The following is a 22,001-nucleotide window of genomic DNA, read 5'->3' on the forward strand; positions in this document are numbered from 1 at the left end:
AGCAATGTCTAGGATAAGCACAGCTTATGTATGAAGCCCTCGGTGATGTCTCTCTCGATTTGCTGCGCGCCTTCGAAGCGGCGGCGCGTCACCGCAGCTTTACCGCGGCCGCCATGGAACTGGGCACCACCCAGCCAGCCATCAGCCAGCAGATCAAGCGCCTTGAAGAGCAGCTGACGATTCGCCTGTTTGACCGCATCTACCGGGGTATCGAGCTGACCGACGCCGGAGCCCTGCTGTTCGAACACGTGCAAGGCGGGCTGCAGACCATCAATCAGGGCCTCAGCGCCATCACCCAGCAAGACCAGCATGAAGTGCTGCAAGTGGCCACCGACTTTGCCTTCGCCGCTTATTGGCTGATGCCGCGCCTGCACCGTTTTCATGCGGCCAACCCGCAGGTGGACGTGAGCCTGGTGACCAGCGAACGCAACCACGCCACCTTGCGCAGTGACATCGACGTGGCGGTGCTGTTTGGCGATGGCCGTTTCAAACAGGGTGAAAGCCTGTGGCTGTTCAACGAGGAAGTGTTCCCGGTGTGCAGCCCGCAATGGCTCAAGGCGCAGGCGACGCCGCTGACTGTGCAAAATTTGCACGATTACCCGTTGTTGCACCTGCGCCAGGAGAACAACAGCCAGTGGTTCGACTGGAGCGGCGTGTTTCGCGAACTGGGTATCAGCGCCGCGCCCACCCCTGGCCAGCTGCGCTTCGATAACTACACCCTGCTGATTCAGGCCGCCATTGCCGGCCAGGGCGTGGCCATTGGCTGGCGCCACTTGGTGGATAACCTGCTGCAACAGAACTGGCTGTGCCGCCCGGTCAGCGACACCGTGGTCTCGCGTTTCGGCTACTACGTGGTGCAACCCCAGCGCAAACGCCGTGGGCAGTTGGTCGAGCGTTTTGTCGACTGGCTGTTAGCCGAGCAAGCCAGCAGTGCGCAGTCGCTGACCGGGCTGGCCCTGCCGTCGATTGCGGTCTAGGATTTGGCGCCTATCGGTTCCGGATTTCGCCATGCAACGTATCAAGGGCTACCACGCCCACATCTATTACGACGCCAGCACCCTCGACCAAGCGCGCACGTTGTGCGAAGACGCCGCCAAGCTGTTCCCCCTGCGCATGGGCCGCATGCACGAACGGCCGGTTGGCCCGCACCCGGACTGGAGCTGCCAGCTGGCGTTCGAGCCGGAATACATCGGCGTGGTGCTGCCGTGGCTGGCGTTGCATCGCGAGGGGCTGGTGGTGTTTCTGCACCCCGATACCGGCGATGACCTGAAGGACCACACCGACTACGCGATCTGGATGGGCGCGATGCGCGAACTGGACCTGTCTATTTTCTGATCGCCTTCCCGTGCTGCCAATACATAATCCCGTTATATGGGATGTGTATTTATATATTGAGACTTGCGCAAGCTTAGGTTTATATTCGCTGCATCCGCTCTGAACTCAGGTGAAGCGATGCAGGCGCAATTGATCGCGCTCGATTGGGGAACCAGCTCCCTTCGAGCTTACAAACTCGGCCCCGCAGGCGTGGTGCTCGAACAGCGCGCGCTGGCGTTCGGGATCATGCACCTGCCCAGCGAGCCCCGGGACATTGCCGGCGTGCAGTGCAGCGATGGCTTTGAGTTGGCGTTCGACGCCGCCTGTGGTGACTGGCTCGACGCCCAACCTTACCTGCCGGTGATCGCGTGCGGCATGGTGGGCAGCGCCCAGGGCTGGAGCGAGGCGGCGTATCGCAACACCCCCATTGATGTCGCCAGCCTTGGCCAGGCGCTGCACTGCGTGCGCAGCCTGCGTGGGGTGCAGGTGCACATCGTGCCGGGCGTGATCGAGCAGGTCGGCTTGCCCAATGTGATGCGCGGCGAAGAAACCCAGGTGCTGGGCGTGCTGCATAACATTGGTGCCGACGTGTTGATTGGCTTGCCCGGCAGCCATTCCAAATGGGTCGAAGTCGTTCAGGGCCGCATCACTCACTTCGACACGTTCATGACCGGTGAACTGTTTGCCGTGTTGAGTAAACACAGCATCCTCGGCCGCACCCAACAGATTTCCGAGCACTTCCAGGCCGAAGCCTTCGACCGAGGCGTGCAAGTGGCGCTTTCAAAAGACGGCGAGCGTGGCGTGCTGTCCACCTTGTTCAGCGCGCGCACCCTTGGGCTGACTGCCGAACTCGCCCCTGACCAGCAGCCTGATTACCTGTCCGGCCTGTTGATCGGCCACGAACTGGCGGGTTTGCCGGCCAGCTCAAAATCCAAACCGATCGTCCTGGTCGGCACTGCCCCACTCTGCGCCCGCTACCAGCGTGCCCTCGCCCTCTGCGGTTTTACTCAGGTGAGCCTGGCGCAGGAAGCCACCGAGCGCGGGCTGTGGCAATTGGCCGTGGCGGCCGGGCTTACTCAACCTGCAACGGAGGCCAGACATGCTTAAAGAAGCGCTCGCACAAAACGGTTTGATCGCGATCCTGCGCGGCGTGCGTCCGGACGAAGCCCGGGCGATCGGCCACGTGCTGTATGAGGCAGGCTTTCGCGTAATCGAAGTCCCGCTGAACTCGCCGGACCCTTACACCAGCATTCGCACACTGCGCGACAGCCTGCCCGCCGATTGCCTGATCGGCGCGGGCACGGTGTTGACGCCGCAACAGGTCGAGCAGGTGAAGGCGGCGGGCGGTCAGGTGATTGTCATGCCCCACAGCGATGCCAACGTGCTGCGCGCTGCCAAAGCGGCGGGCTTGTTCCTGTCGCCGGGCGTGGCCACGCCGACCGAAGCCTTCGCCGCCCTGGCCGAAGGTGCTGACGTGTTGAAGCTGTTCCCGGCCGAGCAAGTGGGCCCGGCGGTGATCAAGGCGTGGCTCGCGGTGTTGCCGACCGGCACCTTGCTGCTGCCGGTGGGCGGTATCACCCCGGACAATATGCAGGTGTTTATCGACGTTGGTGCCAAAGGGTTTGGGCTGGGTTCCGGGTTGTTCAAACCGGGTATGACCGTGGATCAGGTCGCGAGCCGCGCTCAGGCGTATGTCGCCGCCTGGAAAGCCCTGAGCTGATTTCAAGTTCCGCGCCCACAGGCGCTGCATCTATAAGAGAGATAACAGATGAAAATCACCAAACTGACTACCTTCATCGTCCCGCCGCGCTGGTGTTTCCTGAAGGTCGAAACCGACCAGGGTGTGACCGGCTGGGGCGAGCCCGTGGTCGAAGGCCGCGCCCATACCGTGGCCGCCGCGGTTGAGGAATTGTCCGACTACCTGATCGGCAAAGACCCACGCAATATCGAAGACATCTGGACCGTGCTCTATCGGGGCGGCTTCTACCGCGGCGGCGCCGTGCACATGAGCGCCCTCGCCGGCATCGACCAAGCGCTGTGGGACATCAAGGGCAAGGCCCTCGGCGTGTCCGTCAGCGACCTGCTCGGTGGCCAGGTGCGTGACAAGATCCGCGTGTACTCGTGGATTGGCGGCGACCGCCCTGCCGACACCGCTCGCGCCGCGAAAGAGGCCGTGGCCCGTGGTTTTACTGCCGTGAAAATGAACGGCACCGAAGAATTGCAGTTCGTCGACAGCTTCGAGAAAGTCGACCTGGCCCTGGCCAACGTCGCCGCTGTGCGCGATGCGGTCGGCCCGAACGTCGGCATCGGCGTCGACTTCCATGGCCGGGTGCACAAGCCCATGGCCAAGGTGCTGATGAAAGAGCTGGACCCGTACAAACTGATGTTTATCGAAGAGCCCGTGCTCAGCGAAAACTACGAAGCGCTCAAAGAACTGGCGCCGCTGACCAGCACGCCGATTGCCTTGGGCGAGCGCCTGTTCTCGCGCTGGGACTTCAAGCGCGTGCTCAGCGAAGGCTACGTCGACATCATCCAGCCGGATGCTTCCCACGCCGGCGGCATTACCGAAACCCGCAAGATCGCCAACATGGCCGAAGCCTACGACGTGGCCCTGGCCCTGCACTGCCCGCTGGGCCCGATTGCCCTGGCCGCGTGCCTGCAACTCGACGCCGTCTGCTACAACGCGTTTATCCAGGAACAAAGCCTGGGCATTCACTACAACGAGAGCAACGACCTTCTCGACTACGTGCGCGACCCGGGCGTGTTCGACTATGACAAAGGCTTTGTGAAGATCCCCAACGGGCCGGGCCTGGGCATTGAGATCAACGAGGAATACGTGATCGAACGCGCCGCTATCGGCCACCGCTGGCGCAACCCGATTTGGCGCCATGCCGACGGCAGCTTTGCCGAGTGGTAAGCCCTTCCTGAAGAAACACAGTCCATGTGGGAGCTGGCTTGCCTGCGATAGCGGTGTATCAGTGCTAGACAGGCAAGCTGACACACCGCCATCGCAGGCAAGCCAGCTCCCACACTGACCGCGACCCGTCCTCAATAAACATAAGAAGAGGCAACCCCCATGCACCCTGAATCCTTCACCGGGCAGGCTTCTTTAGTCACGCCCAGCAGAAAGCGTTTCTTCATCATGGTGCTGCTGTTCATCACCGTGGTGATCAACTACCTCGACCGCAGCAACCTGTCGATTGCCGCCCCGGCGCTCACCAGCGAACTGGGCATCGACCCCGTGCATGTCGGGCTGATCTTCTCCGCGTTCGGCTGGACCTACGCCGCCATGCAGATCCCCGGCGGCTGGCTGGTCGACCGGGTGCCACCGCGCATTCTGTACACCGTCGCCCTGCTGCTGTGGTCCATTGCCACCGTGATGCTTGGCTTTGCCGCCAGCTTTATCGCGTTGTTCGTGCTGCGCATGGCCGTTGGCGCCCTGGAAGCCCCCGCCTACCCGATCAACAGCCGCGTGGTCACCACCTGGTTTCCCGAGCGTGAGCGCGCCACGGCGATTGGTGTGTACACCTCCGGGCAGTTTGTGGGGCTGGCGTTTCTCACGCCGGTGCTGGCGTGGCTGCAACACGCCTTTGGCTGGCACATGGTGTTTGTCGCCACCGGCGGCGTGGGCATTCTGTGGGCGCTGATCTGGTACGCGGTGTACCGCGAACCCAAGAATTTCAAAGGCGCCAATGCGGCGGAAATCGAGCTGATCCGTGAGGGCGGCGGGTTGGTGGATATTCAGGCGCAGGCCACCAAGGCACCGTTCAGTTGGGTGGACCTGGGCATCGTGCTGAGCAAGCGCAAGCTCTGGGGCATTTACCTTGGGCAGTTCTGCCTGAACTCAACGCTGTGGTTTTTCCTGACGTGGTTTCCGACCTACCTGGTGAAATATCGCGGCATGGACTTCATCAAATCCGGGCTGCTGGCGTCGTTGCCCTTCCTTGCTGCGTTTGTCGGCGTACTGTGTTCGGGGATTTTTTCCGACTGGCTGATTCGCCGTGGCTCATCGGTGGGCTTTGCGCGCAAGTTGCCGATCATTGGAGGCTTGCTGATTTCCACCGCGATCATTGGCGCCAACTATGTGGACTCAACCGCTTGGGTTATCGCGTTTCTGGCGGTGGCGTTCTTTGGCAATGGCTTGGCGTCGATCACCTGGTCACTGGTCTCGACCTTGGCGCCCGCGCGATTGCTGGGGCTGACGGGTGGGGTGTTCAACTTTATCGGCAATTTGTCGGCGATTACCACGCCGATTGTGATTGGCTTCCTGGCCAGTGGGGATTCGTTTGCGCCGGCGATTACGTATATCGCGGTGCTGGCGTTGTTGGGGGCGCTGTCCTACGTGTTGCTGGTAGGCAAAGTCGAGCGCATCGAACTCTAACTGACGACCGTTTAGTTTCGGTGAGCAGGCTTTCTGTGGCGAGCGGGCCTGTTGTGGCGAGCGGGCTTGCCCCGCGTTGGGGCGCGAAGCGCCCCCAAAAACCAACCGACGCGTTCTTTCTGAAAAAACGCAGTCGCCTGAAGTGGGGCTGCTGCGCAGCCCAACGCGGGGCAAGCCCGCTCGCCACAAGAAGCCAAGTTGCTACACAAAGCCAGGTCACGGTCGGGGTTTAGTTGAGCACGCCGTCGAGGATCTCGTAGACGATGCCCGTGCCCACAGCGATCAACACCACGTCCGGGCCGGAACGGCGCCATTCATAACCCTGGTACACCGGCAGGCGCGACAGGGCGCGGCCGTCCAGGCGTTCGCCGTAGTAGCCACGTGGCAGCGGTTGGCCGCGGACCAGGCGTACGTTCGGCGGTGGCGGTGCGCCACGGGAGAACTGGCCGTGGTTGTCGTGGATGATCTGCCGTACCGGGCCGAAGTCCTGCGGCGGACCGCGACGGTTGTCCTGCGGGCCGCGGTGATCATCGCCACGCTGTTCGTGCTGGCCTTGAGGGCCCTGCGGGCCGCCACGGTCGGGGCCGCCTTGATCGTAAGGCGCGGCCTGCGCCAGGGCGCTCGCACCAAGCATCAGCACGCCGAGACCAGCGATCAAGCGTTTTGGCATTTTCATGGGGGTTTTCCTCAGTCCTGCACGAACAAAAAAGGGATTTCGAACGAGGTTCGAAATCCCTGGGTCTTGTCACTTTAGGTACTGATCCGGCGGATTGATTCCTCTGTATCAGGAACTTTACCTACCGCTACATGGCGCTTACGTACGGGCGTTGCGTACACCTTCCGACAGCGCCGCGCACAGGGTCAAAACCCCATCGATGGCTTGCTGATCATTTTTCGCATTGGCGATGTGATCGATCAATGCCGAACCCACCACTACGCCATCCGCCAGGCGCGCGATCGCGGCGGCTTGTTCCGGCGTGCGGATACCAAAGCCAATGCTGATCGGCAGGTCGGTATGGCGGCGCAGGCGGGCCACGGCTTCTTCGACGTGTTCCAGGGTGGCGGCGCCCGCACCGGTCACACCGGCCACCGACACGTAGTAGACAAAGCCGGAGCTGCCGTTGAGTACGGTCGGCAAGCGCACGTCGTCAGTGGTCGGCGTGGTCAGGCGGATAAAGTCGATACCGGCGGCCTGGGCCGGGTCGCACAGTTCGCCGTTATGCTCAGGCGGCATGTCGACCACGATCAAACCATCCACACCGGCTTCTTTCGCATCGCTGATGAACTGCGGCACGCCGTATTTGTGGATCGGGTTGAAGTAGCCCATCAACACCAGCGGGGTGTCGCTGTTGTCTTTGCGGAACTCGCGGACCATCTGCAGGGTTTTCACCAGGTTCTGCTTGGCGGTAAGCGCGCGGATATTGGCCAGTTGGATCGCCGGGCCGTCGGCCATCGGGTCGGTGAAGGGCATGCCCAGCTCGATCACGTCGGCGCCCGCTGCGGGCAAGCCTTTGAGGATAGCCAGCGAGGTGTCGTAGCCCGGGTCGCCGGCGGTGACGAAGGTCACCAAAGCGGCGCGGTTTAGTTCTTTAAGCTCGGCAAAGCGGGTTTGCAGGCGGCTCATCAGTGTTTCTCCTGCTTGGACTGCTCTTCTTGAGAGTGTTCCATGTGGAACATCACGGTTTGCATGTCTTTGTCGCCACGGCCGGAGAGGTTGACCACCATCAAGTGATCCTTCGGCAGGGTCGGTGCGCGTTTGAACACTTCAGCCAGGGCGTGGGCGCTTTCCAGGGCAGGAATGATCCCTTCCAGGCGGCAGCATTTGTGGAAGGCATCCAGGGCTTCGTCGTCGGTCACCGAGGTGTACTGAACGCGGCCTATGTCGTGCAACCAGGCGTGTTCAGGACCGATGCCCGGGTAGTCGAGGCCGGCGGAAATCGAGTGGGCGTCGATGATCTGGCCGTCGTCGTCCTGCAGCAGGAAGGTGCGGTTGCCGTGCAGTACGCCGGGTACACCGCCGTTCAGGCTGGCGGCGTGCTTGCCGGTTTCGATGCCGTGTCCGGCGGCTTCAACGCCGATGATCTCGACGCCGGTGTCATCCAGGAACGGGTGGAACAGGCCCATGGCGTTGGAACCGCCGCCGATGCATGCCACCAGGCTGTCCGGCAGGCGGCCTTCCTGAGCTTGCAGTTGGTCACGAGTTTCCTTGCCGATCACGGCCTGGAAGTCGCGAACCATCGCAGGGTATGGGTGCGGGCCAGCCACTGTGCCGATCAGGTAGAAGGTGCTGTCGACGTTGGTCACCCAGTCACGCAGGGCTTCGTTCATCGCGTCTTTCAGGGTGCCGGTGCCGGCGACTACCGGGATGACTTCAGCGCCCAGCAGCTTCATGCGGAACACGTTGGCTTGTTGGCGCTCGATGTCGGTGGTGCCCATGTAGATCACGCAGTCGAGGCCAAAACGCGCAGCCACGGTGGCTGTGGCCACACCGTGCATGCCGGCGCCGGTCTCGGCGATGATGCGTTTTTTGCCCATGCGCCGCGCCAGCAGGATCTGGCCGATGCAGTTGTTGATCTTGTGCGCGCCGGTGTGGTTCAGCTCTTCGCGCTTGAGGTAGATCTTGGCGCCGCCGCAGAACTCGGTCAGGCGTTCAGCGAAATACAGCGGGCTTGGGCGTCCGACGTAGTCGCGCTGGAAGTAGGCCAGTTCTTCGTTGAAAGCCGGATCAATCTTGGCCGCTTCGTATTCGCGGGCCAGGTCGAGGATCAACGGCATCAGGGTTTCAGCGACGTAACGGCCGCCGAACGCGCCGAAGAGGCCGTTGAGGTCTGGGCCGTTGCGCAGATCGGTCTGGGACTGAGTCATGAGACGCTCCAGTAAAGAATGTGTGGGAGAAGCAATGAGGGCCACTCTACCCCTGACACTTGACACTGAAAACCGATAAGATCGCCGCAACCTGTCAGGAAAACTCACAGATGAGCCGAGACCTTCCCCCCCTTAATGCCTTACGCGCTTTTGAAGCCACTGCCCGGCTTAACAGCGTGAGCCAGGCTGCCGAGCAACTGCATGTGACCCATGGTGCTGTCAGCCGGCAGCTCAAGGTGCTGGAAGAGCATTTGGGTGTCAGCCTGTTCGTCAAGGATGGGCGTGGACTTAAACTCACAGATGCAGGTATCCGCTTACGCGATGCAAGCGCCGAGGCTTTTGAGCGTTTAAGGGACGTGTGCGCCGAACTCACTCAAAGCAGTGCGGATGCGCCTTTCGTGCTCGGTTGCTCGGGCAGTTTGCTGGCGCGCTGGTTGATTCCGCGCCTGGGCCGTTTGAATGCCGACCTGCCGGATCTGCGCCTGCACCTGTCCGCGGGTGATGGTGACCTCGACCCAAGGCGGCCGGGTCTCGACGCCCTACTGGTCTTCGCTGAGCCGCCATGGCCGGCGGATATGCAGGTGTATGAGCTGGCCAGCGAGCGCATTGGCCCGGTCATGAGCCCGCGTTTTGCCGGTTACGAACGTCTGCGGCAGGCGCCCGCCTCGGCCTTGTGCGGCGAGGCGTTGTTACACACGACGTCGCGCCCGCAAGCCTGGCCCAGTTGGGCACAGCAATACGGCATCGAGCCCGGCGCGTTGAAACACGGCCAGGGATTTGAGCATTTGTATTATTTGCTGGAAGCGGCAGTGGCAGGGCTGGGGGTGGCGATCGCCCCTGAACCGCTGGTGGCAGAGGACCTGCGTGCGGGTCGCCTGGTGGCGCCGTGGGGGTTCAGTGAAACCCCGGCGCACCTGGCGCTGTGGCTACCCAAGCGCGCCGCAGATGGGCGCGCCCGGCAATTGGCGCAGTGGCTCAAGGCAGAGCTGGTGCGCCAACCTCTTTAGTCACCCCGTTTGCACAGCAAGTAAGCCGCCAGCAGGCCCAGCGCGCCAACGGCGACGCCGGCGGTAGTCCATGGGTGCTCTTGCGCGTAGTCCCGGGTTGCAACACCGGTTTCACGGATTTTGACTTTGCTTTCTTCGTAGGCATCGCTGATCAAGTGACGGGAATGCTTGAGTGCATTCTCGGCATTGCTTTTCAGGGCCTTCAAAGTTTTGCGCGACTCGTCAGACGCATCGTCCTTGAGGCTTTCAAGGGATTTGAGCAGGCTCGAAATCTCGGCTTCCATGCTTTCCAGTGACGCTTTGCGTAAAGAAGTGTTGGCCATGTGGGCTCTCCTGAAGTGATTGAGTGGCATGTGTAGATACCGACTGCGCTGTTTTCAGAAAGTGCAGTAAATCTGAACTTTCGAGTAGGAACGGTCGCCAGAAGCAGTACGAACATTGACTGCTACGCTCACTAAAGACCTCAGGAGAAACGCCATGTCTGATCATCACACCTACAAGAAAGTCGAACTGGTCGGTTCCTCGACCACCAGCATCGAAGACGCCATCAACAATGCCATTGCTGAAGCGAACAAGAGCATCAAGCACCTGGAATGGTTTGAGGTGACCGAAACTCGCGGTCACATCAAGGACGGCAAGGCCGCGCATTTTCAGGTCACGCTGAAGGTGGGGTTCCGAATTGCCAGTAGTTGATTCCGCGAGTTGAACTTGCTGACTGGCCGATTGCCATAACCTGCGCTACAACGTTGGGGTGCCGATGCAATAGCGTCGGCACGTTCTTTTCGATCAGCGTAAGGAAGTAACGGATGAAGAAGTTCCTGTTAGCAGTCGGTCTGTTGAGCATTGCGGGTACAGCCCTGGCGGCGGGCAAGCCTTGCGAAGAGCTGAAAAGCGAACTCGCGGCGAAGCTTGATGCTAAAGGCGTTCAGCACTATTCGCTGGATGTTGTCGAGAAAGGCGCGACGGCCGATGGCAAAGTGATTGGCAGTTGTGAAGGCGGCACCAAGGAAATCGTCTACAAGCGCGGTTAATCCCGTGTTTCAGCTATAAAGACGACGTACTTGTGGCGAGGGAGCTTGCTCCCGCTGGAGTGCGCAGCGCTCCCAATATTTTGGGGCCGCTACGCAGCCCAGCGGGAGCAAGCTCCCTCGCCACAGGTGCGTCGTTTTTTTTGCCTGGGATTTAGCCCTTCATCACCTGCGCCAACAGCTCGTAGGAATGAATCCGGTCGGCGTGCTCGTACAGGTCGCTGGTGAAGATCAACTCGTCGGCGCCGGTTTGTTCGATCAACACCTCCAGTTTGGCGCGGATCTTCGCCGGGCTGCCGACCATGGCCAGGCCGAGGAAACTGCCCACGGCGTCTTTTTCATGGGGCAGCCACAGGCCGTCCATGGTCTTCACTGGTGGGCGCTGCACCAGGCTTTGCCCGCGCATCAGCGCGAGAATGCGCTGGTACACCGAGGTCGCCAGGTAATCGGCTTGTTCGTCGGTGTCGGCGGCTACCAGCGGAATACCCAGCATTACGTAGGGTTTATCCAGCACAGCTGAAGGCTTGAAGTGATTGCGGTAGACGCGAATCGCCTCGTGCATCAGGCGCGGTGCGAAATGGGAGGCGAAGGCGTAGGGCAAACCGCGCTCACCGGCCAGCTGTGCACTGAACAGGCTGGAGCCCAGCAACCAGACAGGCACATTGGTGCCGGTACCTGGTACCGCGATGATCCGTTGGTCGGGCGCACGTGGGCCGAGGTAGGCCACTAGTTCGGCCACATCATCCGGGAAATCGTCGGCGCTGCCGGAGCGTTCACGGCGCAGGGCGCGGGCGGTCATTTGGTCGGAACCCGGCGCACGGCCCAGGCCCAGGTCGATACGGCCGGGGTAAAGGCTTTCCAGGGTGCCGAACTGTTCGGCGATCACCAGAGGCGCGTGGTTGGGCAGCATGACACCGCCGGAACCGACGCGGATGGTCGAGGTGCCACCCGCCAGATAACCCAGCAACACCGAGGTGGCCGAGCTGGCGATGCCGTCCATATTGTGGTGCTCAGCTACCCAGAAACGGTTGTAGCCGAACTTTTCCACATGCTGGGCCAGGTCCAGGGAGTTGCGCAACGATTGCGCAATACTGCCGTTGGCGCGCACGGGCACGAGGTCGAGGGTCGAAAACTTCACGTCGGACAGCGATTTCATAAGCCTGCTTCTCCATTAGGTGCGCAGGCTTATAGACGAACCAAAACCTGCCGCTTCATGTGCATGCCTTAAGAGATGTGGGCATATACCCGAGATTCAATAGCGCACTGGGAAATTTCCTACTGAATCACTAGGTTTCTCCGACAAGATGAACTTTGCCAGAGCTTCTATCCTCAGAACCTTACTGAAGCAAAACCACCGTTCGAGGAGACCGCTATGAGTATCGTTAAAAAAGCATCCGCGCATTGGGAAGGTGATCTGAAGACAGGCCTGGGTTCCATTTCCACGGAAACCGGTGTGCTGCGCGAAGCGCCCTACGGCTTCAAGGCACGTTTCGAAGGCGGAAAGGGCACCAACCCTGAAGAATTGATTGGCGCGGCCCACGCCGGCTGTTTCTCCATGGCGTTCTCCATGATTCTTGGCGATGCCGGCTTGAAGGCTGACAGCATCGACACCCAGGCTGAAGTGACGCTGGACCAGGTTGAGGGTGGTTTTGCGATTACCGCTGTGCACCTGATTCTCAAGGCCAAAATCCCCGGCGCCAGCCAGGCGCAGTTCGATGAGCTGAGCAAGAAGGCCAAGGAAGGTTGCCCGGTGTCCAAGGTGCTGAATGCGAAAATCAGCCTGGATGCGACGCTGGTCAGCTGATACCGACGCTCCCATGGAGGAGCTGGCTTGTGTGGGAGCTGGCTTGCCTGCGATGGGTTCACCTCGGTTTTCAGTTACACCGAGGCGATTCCATCGCAGGCAAGCCAGCTCCCACACAGGTCTCCCTCCACAGTTAGTTGTGCGTTAAATCAGCACTCGTGTTTCCCCGATGTGGTCCTATACGCTATGCAGCCTTAGCCGCACATCCGTGCGCATGCATTCAGGGAGCTTCACACATGAAACGTTTTGCCTTGGCGATCATCTGCGGTGTATTGGCCACATCGGCTGTGGCCGCTCCAAAAGATTGTGAAGAGCTCAGGAAAGAGATCGAGATCAAAATCCAGGCGAATGCCGTGCCGTCCTACACCCTGGAAGTCGTCAGCAAGGAAGAAGGTGACAAGCACGATGAAGCGATGCGTGTCGGCACCTGCGATAACGGCTCCAAAACCATCATCTATCAGAAAAACAACGACTGATCAGAGGCAGTTCACGCTGTGTTCTTCGGCCAGCAACTGCTTCGCCGAGTTATACAGCCGAATGTTGGGCGTGAAGGCCAGCGAGCGCCCTTCCAGCACATAGTGCTGGCCCGCCTGGAAGTTGTTGTACTGCAGGCTCATGAAACAGGTGCGGTCGCGCGTCTGGTCCAGCCCGCCAATCCCCGTGCCGGTATTCACCTCGAAATCAAAACGCACCATCAGGTCATGGCTGCCGGGTGGCACCTGGAAGAAACGCCCGTCGTTAAGGTTTTTACCGTCCAGGCGCTGCGCCATCACCAGTTTGGCACCCGGTGTCGGCGTGGCGAAATCGACCCAGGCTTGCTGCGGGTCCGCCGGGGGAATCGGCGTCGATGCGCAAGCGCTGAGAAACAGGGCGGTGACGGGTAGCAAAAGCTGGCGCATGGCAGGCACTCAGGCGGTAGGAAAGAATTGAGCCCAGTGCTGATGGCAGCAGACTCCCTATGAGTATAAACACGCCAAGTCATGGAAAAATTCCGTAAGGGCAGGATAGTCTGGCGAGCACATTACTCAGGAGTGTTCGCGGCATGGTCAGGCGTTTTCTTCCAGGCTTGTTGGTGTTGTTGCTCAGCGGGTGCTCCAGCGTCAGTTATTACAGCCAGTTGGCGAGCGGCCAGTGGCAGTTGCTGCGCGCCCGCGAGCCGGTGTCCGAGGTGATTGCCGACCCTTCCCGCCCACAGCTGTTGCGTGATCATTTGGCGCAATCGCAGAAGGCGCGCGCTTTTGCCAGCGAACACCTGCACCTGCCTGACAACCAGAGTTACCGCCTGTACGCCGATATTGGCCGGCCATATGTGGTCTGGAATGTCTTCGCCACGCAGGAATTTTCCCTCTCGCCCGAAACCCACTGCTTCCCGATTGCCGGTTGCGTCGCTTATCGCGGCTACTACAACCAGGGCGCGGCACGCGGTGAAGCGGCGCTTTTGAAGCAACAAGGCATGGACGTGTCGATTGGCGGCGTGGAGGCCTATTCCACCCTGGGGTGGTTCAACGACCCGATCATGAGTTCGATGATGAGCTGGGGCGATGAGCGCCTGGCCACGCTGATTTTCCATGAGCTGGCGCACCAGCGTTTTTACGTGAAGGACGACACCGAGTTCAACGAGTCCTACGCCAACTTCGTCGAACAGGAAGGCACGCGCCAATGGCGTGCGGCCCGAGGTCTGCCGCCGATCAGCGATGCGGCGTTGCAGCAGCGCGATCAGTTCATCCGCCTGATTCTCGATACCCGAAAACGCCTGGAAACGCTGTATGCGCAGCCATTGGCGGCGGATGTAATGCGCCAGGCCAAGGCCGCGGAGTTTGAGCATTTGCGCAGCGAGTATCGCCGGATGCGCGACAGCCAATGGGGCGGGGACAAGCGCTATGACGTGTGGATCAACCAGCCGATGAACAATGCGCGGCTGTTGCCGTTTGGGCTGTATGACCAGTGGGTGCCGGCGTTTGCCGCGTTGTTTCGGCAGGTGGATGGGGATTGGGTGAGGTTTTTTGCGGCGGTGGAGAAGATGGGTGGGTTGCCGGTGGGGCAGCGGAAGGCGGCGTTGAGGCAGTTGGAGGGTGGAGGTCTTTAGGGCCTCATCGCAGGCAAGCCAGCTCCCACAGTTGACCGAGTTCGCCGATCCAATGTGGGAGCTGGCTTGCCTGCGATAGCGGTCTCAAGCCCGCTGCAAAAACGCCTGATGCATCTCATCCAATGTCTCAAAATGCCAAGTCGGCGCCTCTGCACTCAACTCCTCAAAACTCCCAAACCCATACCCAACCGCCGCCGAATCCAGCCCATTGCTGTGTGCGCCGATGAGGTCGTGCTTGCGATCACCAATCATCAAGGTAGTCGCCGGGTCCAGCCCCTCCTCGCTCATCAAATGCGCGATCAGCTCAACCTTGTTTGTGCGCGTACCGTCCAGCTCACTGCCGTAAATCACCTTGAAGTGCCTGGCAAAATCGAAATGCCGGGCAATCTCGCGGGCAAACACCCAGGGCTTGGACGTGGCCACGTACAACTGACGGCCCTGGCCATTCAGTACTTCGAGCAGCGGCATCACGCCGTCGAACACGCGGTTTTCATACAGCCCGGTGACCTTGAAACGCTCCCGATAAAAATTCACCGCCTCCCACGCCTTGGCCTCGTCGAAGCCATAGAACTGCATAAACGCCTGCAACAGCGGCGGGCCGATAAAGTGTTCCAGCTTGGTCAGGTCCGGCTCATCAATACCGAGTTTGCCGAGGGCGTACTGGATCGAACGGGTGATGCCCTCACGCGGGTCGGTCAGGGTGCCGTCCAGGTCGAACAGCACAGTTTGGTATTTCAGGGTCATTGATCGAATCCTTCGGCCAGGTGCAGGTCTTTGAGCTTCACGTAGTTCGCGGCGCTGTAGGTGAAAAAGGCGCGTTCCTTGTCAGTCAGCGCGCGGATCTGTTTAACCGGGCTGCCCACATACAAAAAGCCGCTCTCGAGTTTTTTGCCCGGCGGCACCAGGCTGCCGGCGCCGATGATCACGTCGTCTGCCACCACGGCGCCGTCCATCACGATGCTGCCCATGCCGATCAAAATGCGATTGCCCACCGTGCAGCCATGCAGCATGACTTTGTGAGCGATGGTCACGTCATCGCCGATCAGCAGCGGGAAGCCATCCGGGTTGAACGGCCCGGCGTGGGTGATGTGCAGCACGCAGCCGTCTTGCACACTGGTGCGTGCGCCGATGCGGATGCGGTGCATGTCGCCACGAATCACGGTCAGCGGCCAGACCGAGCTGTCGGTGCCGATTTCGACGTCGCCGATCACCACCGCCGAAATATCGACAAAAGCCCCGGCGCCCAGGGTTGGCGTGTGGTTCTGATAGGTGCGAAGGGTCACGATAGCTTCTCTCTCTTCTGCTGATAGCTGCGGTGGGAGTTGATTGTAATTAAGATGGCCCCATCTTTGTTCTTACATGTTTCTTCAGCCAAGGTGCCCACCGTGAGCGCGAACAACCCGCTTCTGCAGTCCTACGACCTGCCGCCGTTCTCGGCGATCCGTGCCGAGCACGTGCAACCGGCCATCGAACAGATCCTCGCCGACAACCGTGTCGCCATCGAAGGCATCCTGCAAAGCCAGGGTAAAAATCCTACATGGGCGGGCTTGATCCTGGCCATGGACGAGCTGAATGACCGCCTCAGCGCTGCCTGGAGCCCGGTCAGCCACCTCAACGCCGTGTGCAACAGCGCCGAATTGCGCGAAGCCTATGAAAGCTGCCTGCCCGCGTTGAGCGCCTACTCCACCGAGATGGGCCAGAACCGCGCGCTGTTCCAGGCCTTCGAAGCCCTGGCCAACAGCCCGGAAGCTGCCGGTTTCGACGTGGCGCAAAAAACCATTCTGGAACACTCGCTGCGTGACTTCCGCCTGTCGGGTATCGATTTGCCGCCAGAGCAGCAAAAACGTTACGCCGAAGTGCAAAGCAAGCTCTCCGAGTTGGGCAGCAAATTCTCCAACCAACTGCTGGACGCCACCCAAGCCTGGACCAAACACGTTACCTTTGAGGCCACCCTCGCCGGCCTGACCGATTCGGCCAAGGCGCAAATGGCCGCCGCCGCCCAGGCAAAAGGCCTCGACGGCTGGCTGATCACCCTGGAATTCCCGAGCTATTACGCAGTGATGACCTACGCCCAGGACCGTGCCCTGCGTGAGGAAATTTACGCCGCCTACTGCACCCGTGCGTCGGACCAAGGCCCGAATGCCGGTCAGAACGATAACGGCCCGGTGATGGAACACATCCTCGACCTGCGTCAGGAGCTTGCTCACCTCTTGGGCTACGCATCGTTCTCCGAACTGAGCCTGGCCACCAAAATGGCCGAGTCCAGCGATCAGGTGCTGAGCTTCCTGCGTGACCTGGCCAAGCGTAGCAAGCCGTTTGCCGCCCAGGACCTGCAACAGCTCAAGGCTTACGCCGCCGAACAAGGCTGCGCCGACCTGCAAAGCTGGGACAGCGGTTTCTACGGTGAAAAACTCCGTGAGCAGCGTTACAGCGTGTCCCAGGAAGCCCTGCGCGCCTACTTCCCGATCGACAAAGTACTCGGCGGCCTGTTCGCCATCGTGCAGCGCCTGTACGGCATCGAAATCGCCGAGCAGAAAGGCTTCGACACCTGGCACCCGGATGTCCGCCTGTTTGAAATCAAGGAAAACGGCCAGCACGTCGGTCGCTTCTTCTTCGACCTCTACGCCCGCGCCAACAAGCGTGGCGGCGCCTGGATGGACGGCGCGCGTGACCGTCGCCGCACCATTGACGGCGTGCTGCAAAGCCCGGTGGCCAACCTGGTGTGCAACTTCACCCCGGCCGACAGCGGCAAGCCTGCCCTGCTGACCCACGACGAAGTGACCACCCTGTTCCACGAATTCGGCCACGGCCTGCATCACCTGCTGACCCGCGTTGAACATGCCGGCGTGTCCGGCATCAACGGCGTGGCCTGGGACGCGGTGGAGTTGCCGAGCCAGTTCATGGAGAACTGGTGCTGGGAGCCGGAAGGCCTGGCACTGATCTCCGGTCACTATGAAAGCGGCGAACCGCTGCCTCAGGACCTGCTGGAAAAAATGCTCGCGGCAAAGAACTTCCAGTCCGGCCTGATGATGGTTCGCCAGCTGGAGTTTTCGCTGTTCGACTTCGAACTGCACGCCACCCACGGCGATGGCCGCAGCGTGGCGCAGGTGCTTGAAGGCGTGCGCAATGAAGTGTCGGTCATGCGCCCACCGGCCTATAACCGTTTCCCCAACAGCTTCGCGCACATTTTTGCTGGCGGTTACGCAGCCGGTTACTACAGCTACAAGTGGGCCGAAGTGCTGTCGGCGGATGCCTTCTCCAAATTTGAAGAAGACGGCGTGCTGAATGCCGAGACTGGCCGCGCTTTCCGCGAGGCGATCCTGGCGCGCGGCGGTTCCCAGGCGCCGATGGTGCTGTTCGTCGACTTCCGCGGACGTGCACCGTCGATTGACGCACTCTTGCGCCACAGCGGCCTGAGTGAGGACGCGGCAGCATGAGTGAAGGGCCTGTGATTACCAAAAAGCAATTTATCGCCGGGGCGGTTTGCCCGGCGTGCAGCGAGCCGGACAAGTTGAAGATGTGGACCGAAGACAACGTGCCGCACCGCGAGTGCGTGGCCTGCGGTTATACCGACACACTCAATGACCAAGGGTTGTCAGTGCCCAAGGAATTGGGCACGCGGGTGAATACGTCGGCGTTGAAAGCGCCGGCGGACCCGAAGGTGCAGGCGGTGCAGTTCTTCCCCAACCCGAAGCTGAAAAAAGACTGACCGGCTTGATGCCCCGCGCTCTGGAACAGGCTTTCCGGGTGCGGGGCGTTAAGCATCTACAGCCCCCTCTTGCGCACCGCCTTCCAGGATGACAACTCCCTCTTGTTGTCTTCAAGGAAGCGACCATGCCCGACCCCAACCCCCTGTTGCAGGACCATCACCTGCCGCCTTTTTCGGCCATTCGAGCCGAACACCTTGTGCCTGCCGTTGATGCGGTCGTACTGCGCAGCCGCGCCGAGGTGGCCCGCATCACTGCCAGTCAGCGAAACAGCCCAAACTGGGATGACCTGGTGCTGGCAATAGAACTCGTCACATCGCGGCTCGATGAAATGTTAAGGGTGATCGATATCCTCGACAGCGTTAAAAACGATCAAAAATGGATGGAAGCCAGCGCGCAAGCGACGTTCACGGCCACAGATTTCGTGCGCGAGTTAACAGGCAACCGCGCGCTATTCGATTGCTATCGGGCGTTGGCCGCCAGCTCACCGGCCGAATTGTTCGATGCGTCCCGTCAGAGTTTTCTGAGGCGCACGCTGAAAAAATTTCAACTGGCCGGTATCAACCTGGAGCCTGCCGCGCAGCAGAGACTGGTGACGCTCAACCGTGAAATCGCCGGGCTCCAGCAATTGTTCCTGAACCGGTTAGAGCAGGCCAACGAGGCGTGGCGCAAACACGTCACCGATGAATCACAGCTGCTGGGGCTTGCGCCGACACTCAAGGCGCGTATGGCGCACAAGGCCCGCGCCGCGAACCTGCAAGGCTGGCTGATTACCCTGAACGAAGAGACGTACCGGGACCTTATGGCGTACGCGCAGAATCGTGCGCTGCGAGAAGAGGTTTTCACGGCCTACAACACGCGTGCGTCCGAGCTGGGCCCGCATGCCGGGGAGTTCGATAATGGCCCCCTGCTGCAAATGCTATTGGCCAGTCGCGGTCAGAAAGCCCAGCTATTGGGTCACGCCAACTTTGTTCAATTGGCACTTGAGCTCCAGGTATTGGAGACCGATGAGCAAGTGCTGGACTTTATTCGCGACCAGATCGCGTCGCAGCGCACAGCCTTTGCGCAGGACAAGCAAGCACTCACGGCGCTGGGCCTAAAGCAGGGGCTGGCCGATTTGCAGCCGTGGGATTACGCGTTTCTGGCGCAGGAAATCCGGCAAGAGGCCAGTGGCATTGCTGAAGAGGCGTTGCGCGCGTATTTCCCGCTGGATTCGACCTTGTTGCGCCTGTGTGCACTGGTAAAGCGCCTGTTCGATATCGAGGTTATCGAGCTGGATGGCTTCGACGCCTGGACCCCCGGTGTTCGACTCTTGCAGGTGCAGGCCCATGATGAGGTGCTGGGCTACATTTATTTCGTGCCCTACCTGCAAAAAAGCGGTGATTTTGCCAATGCGTTTTCGTTGAGAAACCGCTGGACTACAGCCGAAGGCCGCAGGGTGCAACCGGTGGTCGTGCTCTGTACTCAGTTTGACGTAGCCCCTGATGAGCCCTGCTTGCTCGGGCATCGGCAGCTCAAGATCCTGTTTCATGAGTTCGGCCATTGCTTGCAACAGATGATGATGGGCCTGGGTTATCGAACCAAAATGAGCATTGATGACCTGGGCATGGACAACGCGGAGTTCTGCGGCCAGTTCTTCGAGCGCTGGTGTGATTCTCCTGACTGTCTTGTGTGGCTATCCAGCCATGTCGACACGGGCGCTCATTTGCCTGAGGCGTTGGCCCGCCAGCAGGTGGTATACGCCAACACTCAAATGTCCTGGGAGCGCGCAGAGTTATTGACCCTGGCGTTGTTTGATATCGAGCTACACCGTACCCAAGGCGACGGGCGCAGTATTGAGCAGGTATTCGCCAGCGCCAACCGTGAGGTCGGGCACTTGCCGGCGCTGGACGCAGTGCGTTACGCCAACGGCTTCAGCTACCTGGTGTCGGGGTATGAGGGCGGGTTTTATGCCTACCAGTGGTCTGATGTGCTGGCGCGTTCAGCGTTTAAAAGGTTTGAACGCGAGGGTGTGTTCAGCGCTGCGACCGGACGTGCGTTTCGCGAATGTGTACTTGCTCCCGGCCACTCACGGTCGCTGCTTGAGTCGGTTCAACTGTTTTTGGGCGGTCCACCGGGCGGCGCGCTGTGAGGTCAGGTGCCTTTGTCTGCCGTGTTCATCCAGCCTTACATCGAGCACAGGGCAAAGGCGCTGGTGCTGCATTCGCCGTTGGCCAGTGCCGTGCGTAACTTGGCTACGTCCGCCTTCATCATGTAGCGAACGCCGTCCCTGAAACCGTTGCTGCTGCCGAAGCCACCCTGGGTCATCTCGTTCAGCGCCTCTTCCTTGCTCCAGCCCTGAACCACCACGCGATACATCGCAGCCATCAAACCGGTGCGGTCGGAGCCGTGTTTGCAATGCATCAACACCGGGCCGTTGGCTTCGGCTTCCTGAATCGCCCGTATCGCCGCCAGCACGTCGGAATCGTCGACATGGTTGGTGCGATACGTCAGCTGTACCTGTTTGATATCAGATGTCTGCAGCCAGGGCGCATCAGATTCCGGCAGAAAGTTGATCACTGTGCCGATCTTCAGTTGTTGCAATACGGGCAGCGCGCTGCTGTCCGGCAATGCACTGCGGTACAGCGTCGGCGTCATCTGATGCAGGTTGAATCTGTCACCCACAGGCTGCGCCCACTCGGGAGAGCGGACGGGCGTGACGTCATCGGCTTGGGCCTGGAAGGTGGCGAACAGTGCCAGCAGCGCCAAGCCGAGGGCAGGTGGCAATCGAAAGGTGAGCATGCGCGACATGACCGGATCAGGAAGGGTTATGGCACTCAGAGTGGTCTTTGTGGGGTGAATGGGGTGTGAGGCGGCCGTCAAAGAATCGTGAATCGGCGCATCTGATCCGGTGTTTTTGTCGCTGAATCGATTCTCCCCAATGCTTAGGCTGCTATCATTTGTAACTATTGTTTGCCAGAGTGTTCTATCCCTTTGGATCCAATTCCCTGGCAAGCCTTCACGCTGCTCCCAGAAGCGGCGGATCAACCCGTGACCACATGATGAGGAGCACCCATGTCTGATCAAGATCAAGACAACCCCCGGCGTGACTTTTTGCGCAAATCCTTGACCTTGATCCCGGTGGTCACGGTTGCCAGCACCGGCCTTGGCGGCTCGATATTGATGGCCACGCCCGAGCCGGCTCAGGCCGCGCCTGCCCAGCCTGTGGCGAGTGACAAAGCCTACGAGCCGAGCTATTTCACCGCCGAAGAGTGGGCGTTCATCAATGCCGCCGTCGCGCAGTTGATTCCCGCCGATGCCCAAGGCCCGGGCGCTCTGGAAGCCGGCGCGCCGGAATACATCGACCGCCAGATGAACACGCCTTACGCCAGCGGCGCCCTGTGGTTTATGCAAGGCCCATTCAACACCGATGCCGCGCCGGAAATGGGTTGGCAAAGCAAATTGGTGCCCAAAGAAATCTATCGCCTGGGCATTGCCGCGACGGATGCCTGGTCGAAGGCGTTCAACGGGAAAGCTTTTGCTGCCCAAGACAGCGCTACCCGAGACGATATGTTACGCCGTCTTGAGGCGGGCGGTAGCGAAGTGAGCGCGCATTTCACGTCGGTACCTCCGAAGATGTTTTTCAATTTGCTGCTGCAAAACACCAAGGAAGGGTTCTTCTGTGACCCCATCCACGGCGGCAACAAAGGCATGGTCGGTTGGACCATGATCGGTTTCCCCGGCGCCCGCGCCGACTTCATGGACTGGGTTGAACGCAACGAGCAATACCCCTTCCCGGCTGTTTCCATCCGCGGCGAGAGGGCATAAAC

At 60.5% G+C, this 22,001-nt stretch carries 25 protein-coding genes; 16 read left to right on the plus strand and 9 right to left on the minus strand.

Annotation, left to right across the window (positions count from 1 at the left end):
- Positions 1 to 26: 26 nt before the first annotated feature.
- The 6 genes from BFW87_RS11630 (at position 27) to BFW87_RS11655 (ending at position 5,695) form a co-directional block, all read left to right on the plus strand.
- Positions 27 to 977 (plus strand): choline sulfate utilization transcriptional regulator, encoded by a 951-nt coding sequence (locus tag BFW87_RS11630; protein WP_078739954.1) that lies wholly within the window; start codon positions 27 to 29, stop codon positions 975 to 977.
- A gap of 31 nt (positions 978 to 1,008) precedes the next feature.
- Positions 1,009 to 1,335 (plus strand): DOPA 4,5-dioxygenase family protein, encoded by a 327-nt coding sequence (locus BFW87_RS11635; protein ID WP_078739955.1) that lies wholly within the window; start codon positions 1,009 to 1,011, stop codon positions 1,333 to 1,335.
- 117 nt (positions 1,336 to 1,452) lie between these two features.
- Entirely contained in the window at positions 1,453 to 2,421 is a 969-nt protein-coding gene (locus BFW87_RS11640; RefSeq protein ID WP_078739956.1) for a 2-dehydro-3-deoxygalactonokinase, read from the plus strand.
- Positions 2,414 to 3,034, plus strand: a complete 621-nt coding sequence (locus tag BFW87_RS11645) for a 2-dehydro-3-deoxy-6-phosphogalactonate aldolase (protein WP_078739957.1) — start codon at positions 2,414 to 2,416, stop codon at positions 3,032 to 3,034. Before BFW87_RS11640 ends, BFW87_RS11645 begins: the two co-directional genes overlap by 8 nt.
- Positions 3,035 to 3,082: 48 nt before the next feature.
- The gene (gene dgoD / locus BFW87_RS11650) at positions 3,083 to 4,231 is read left to right on the plus strand and encodes a galactonate dehydratase (RefSeq protein WP_017137927.1); all 1,149 of its coding nucleotides are present in this window, start codon (positions 3,083 to 3,085) and stop codon (positions 4,229 to 4,231) included.
- 159 nt (positions 4,232 to 4,390) lie between these two features.
- Entirely contained in the window at positions 4,391 to 5,695 is a 1,305-nt protein-coding gene (locus BFW87_RS11655; RefSeq protein ID WP_078739958.1) for an MFS transporter, read from the plus strand.
- Between the two features lie 229 nt (positions 5,696 to 5,924).
- Here BFW87_RS11655 and BFW87_RS11660 read toward each other — a convergent pair whose 3' ends face one another.
- From BFW87_RS11660 to trpB, 3 genes are all read right to left on the minus strand, one after another.
- The gene (locus tag BFW87_RS11660; RefSeq protein ID WP_078739959.1) at positions 5,925 to 6,371 is read right to left on the minus strand and encodes an anti-virulence regulator CigR family protein; all 447 of its coding nucleotides are present in this window, start codon (positions 6,369 to 6,371) and stop codon (positions 5,925 to 5,927) included.
- Positions 6,372 to 6,509: 138 nt separating this feature from the next.
- Entirely contained in the window at positions 6,510 to 7,319 is an 810-nt protein-coding gene (gene trpA, locus BFW87_RS11665; protein WP_078739960.1) for a tryptophan synthase subunit alpha, read from the minus strand.
- Positions 7,319 to 8,560 carry a tryptophan synthase subunit beta gene (trpB, locus tag BFW87_RS11670; protein ID WP_078739961.1) on the minus strand — a complete coding sequence of 414 codons (1,242 nt, stop codon included), beginning with the start codon at positions 8,558 to 8,560 and terminating at the stop codon, positions 7,319 to 7,321. Before trpB ends, trpA begins: the two co-directional genes overlap by 1 nt.
- Before the next feature lie 110 nt (positions 8,561 to 8,670).
- Between trpB and BFW87_RS11675 the strand changes: the two genes are divergently transcribed.
- Entirely contained in the window at positions 8,671 to 9,567 is an 897-nt protein-coding gene (locus tag BFW87_RS11675) for a LysR family transcriptional regulator (protein WP_078739962.1), read from the plus strand.
- Here BFW87_RS11675 and BFW87_RS11680 read toward each other — a convergent pair.
- Positions 9,564 to 9,890, minus strand: coding sequence for a DUF883 family protein (locus BFW87_RS11680; protein WP_003170746.1), 327 nt, complete (start codon positions 9,888 to 9,890; stop codon positions 9,564 to 9,566). The two genes, BFW87_RS11675 and BFW87_RS11680, sit on opposite strands and share 4 nt — an antisense overlap.
- Positions 9,891 to 10,044: 154 nt before the next feature.
- Here BFW87_RS11680 and BFW87_RS11685 point away from each other — a divergent pair, with 154 nt between their 5' ends.
- Together BFW87_RS11685 and BFW87_RS11690 are read left to right on the plus strand one after the other, a co-directional pair.
- The gene (locus BFW87_RS11685; protein WP_078739963.1) at positions 10,045 to 10,260 is read left to right on the plus strand and encodes a dodecin; all 216 of its coding nucleotides are present in this window, start codon (positions 10,045 to 10,047) and stop codon (positions 10,258 to 10,260) included.
- Positions 10,261 to 10,373: 113 nt separating this feature from the next.
- Positions 10,374 to 10,598 carry a DUF1161 domain-containing protein gene (locus BFW87_RS11690; protein WP_078739964.1) on the plus strand — a complete coding sequence of 75 codons (225 nt, stop codon included), beginning with the start codon at positions 10,374 to 10,376 and terminating at the stop codon, positions 10,596 to 10,598.
- A 151-nt stretch (positions 10,599 to 10,749) separates the two neighbouring features.
- On the opposite strand, the gene BFW87_RS11695 is transcribed toward BFW87_RS11690, so the two are convergent.
- On the minus strand, positions 10,750 to 11,751 hold the full coding sequence (locus tag BFW87_RS11695) for an LLM class flavin-dependent oxidoreductase (RefSeq protein WP_078739965.1): 1,002 nt from the start codon (positions 11,749 to 11,751) through the stop codon (positions 10,750 to 10,752).
- Positions 11,752 to 11,967: 216 nt separating this feature from the next.
- On the opposite strand from BFW87_RS11695, the gene BFW87_RS11700 reads away from it, so the two are divergent.
- Both BFW87_RS11700 and BFW87_RS11705 read left to right on the plus strand, forming a co-directional pair.
- Complete coding sequence (locus BFW87_RS11700) at positions 11,968 to 12,399, plus strand: OsmC family protein (RefSeq protein WP_064450019.1); 432 nt, start codon at positions 11,968 to 11,970, stop codon at positions 12,397 to 12,399.
- Positions 12,400 to 12,635: 236 nt separating this feature from the next.
- Positions 12,636 to 12,875 (plus strand): DUF1161 domain-containing protein, encoded by a 240-nt coding sequence (locus BFW87_RS11705; protein ID WP_078739966.1) that lies wholly within the window; start codon positions 12,636 to 12,638, stop codon positions 12,873 to 12,875.
- On the opposite strand, the gene BFW87_RS11710 is transcribed toward BFW87_RS11705, so the two are convergent.
- A complete protein-coding gene (locus BFW87_RS11710; RefSeq protein WP_078739967.1) occupies positions 12,876 to 13,298 on the minus strand; it encodes a PA0061/PA0062 family lipoprotein in 423 nt (140 codons plus the stop codon).
- A gap of 143 nt (positions 13,299 to 13,441) precedes the next feature.
- On the opposite strand from BFW87_RS11710, the gene BFW87_RS11715 reads away from it, so the two are divergent.
- Positions 13,442 to 14,485, plus strand: a complete 1,044-nt coding sequence (locus BFW87_RS11715) for an aminopeptidase (RefSeq protein ID WP_078739968.1) — start codon at positions 13,442 to 13,444, stop codon at positions 14,483 to 14,485.
- A gap of 84 nt (positions 14,486 to 14,569) precedes the next feature.
- On the opposite strand, the gene BFW87_RS11720 is transcribed toward BFW87_RS11715, so the two are convergent.
- Positions 14,570 to 15,229, minus strand: a complete 660-nt coding sequence (locus tag BFW87_RS11720; RefSeq protein ID WP_078739969.1) for an HAD family hydrolase — start codon at positions 15,227 to 15,229, stop codon at positions 14,570 to 14,572.
- Entirely contained in the window at positions 15,226 to 15,768 is a 543-nt protein-coding gene (locus tag BFW87_RS11725; protein ID WP_078739970.1) for a gamma carbonic anhydrase family protein, read from the minus strand. Before BFW87_RS11725 ends, BFW87_RS11720 begins: the two co-directional genes overlap by 4 nt.
- 54 nt (positions 15,769 to 15,822) lie before the next feature.
- On the opposite strand from BFW87_RS11725, the gene prlC reads away from it, so the two are divergent.
- The 3 genes from prlC to BFW87_RS11740 all read left to right on the plus strand — a co-directional run bounded on the left by prlC (position 15,823) and on the right by BFW87_RS11740 (position 20,323).
- Entirely contained in the window at positions 15,823 to 17,922 is a 2,100-nt protein-coding gene (gene prlC, locus BFW87_RS11730) for an oligopeptidase A (protein WP_176159731.1), read from the plus strand.
- Positions 17,919 to 18,194, plus strand: a complete 276-nt coding sequence (locus tag BFW87_RS11735) for a YheV family putative zinc ribbon protein (protein ID WP_010207776.1) — start codon at positions 17,919 to 17,921, stop codon at positions 18,192 to 18,194. The genes prlC and BFW87_RS11735 overlap by 4 nt, the downstream gene beginning before the upstream one ends.
- Positions 18,195 to 18,319: 125 nt before the next feature.
- The gene (locus tag BFW87_RS11740; protein ID WP_078739972.1) at positions 18,320 to 20,323 is read left to right on the plus strand and encodes a M3 family metallopeptidase; all 2,004 of its coding nucleotides are present in this window, start codon (positions 18,320 to 18,322) and stop codon (positions 20,321 to 20,323) included.
- Between the two features lie 35 nt (positions 20,324 to 20,358).
- Here BFW87_RS11740 and BFW87_RS11745 read toward each other — a convergent pair whose 3' ends face one another.
- The gene (locus BFW87_RS11745) at positions 20,359 to 20,973 is read right to left on the minus strand and encodes a dual specificity protein phosphatase family protein (RefSeq protein ID WP_078740044.1); all 615 of its coding nucleotides are present in this window, start codon (positions 20,971 to 20,973) and stop codon (positions 20,359 to 20,361) included.
- A gap of 273 nt (positions 20,974 to 21,246) precedes the next feature.
- On the opposite strand from BFW87_RS11745, the gene BFW87_RS11750 reads away from it, so the two are divergent.
- Positions 21,247 to 21,999: a gluconate 2-dehydrogenase subunit 3 family protein gene (locus BFW87_RS11750; RefSeq protein ID WP_078739973.1), complete on the plus strand. Its 753-nt coding sequence runs from the start codon at positions 21,247 to 21,249 to the stop codon at positions 21,997 to 21,999.
- Positions 22,000 to 22,001: the final 2 nt, after the last annotated feature.

The sequence above is a fragment of the Pseudomonas fluorescens genome (assembly GCF_002022275.1).
In the GTDB taxonomy this organism is placed as follows: domain Bacteria; phylum Pseudomonadota; class Gammaproteobacteria; order Pseudomonadales; family Pseudomonadaceae; genus Aquipseudomonas; species Aquipseudomonas fluorescens_AJ.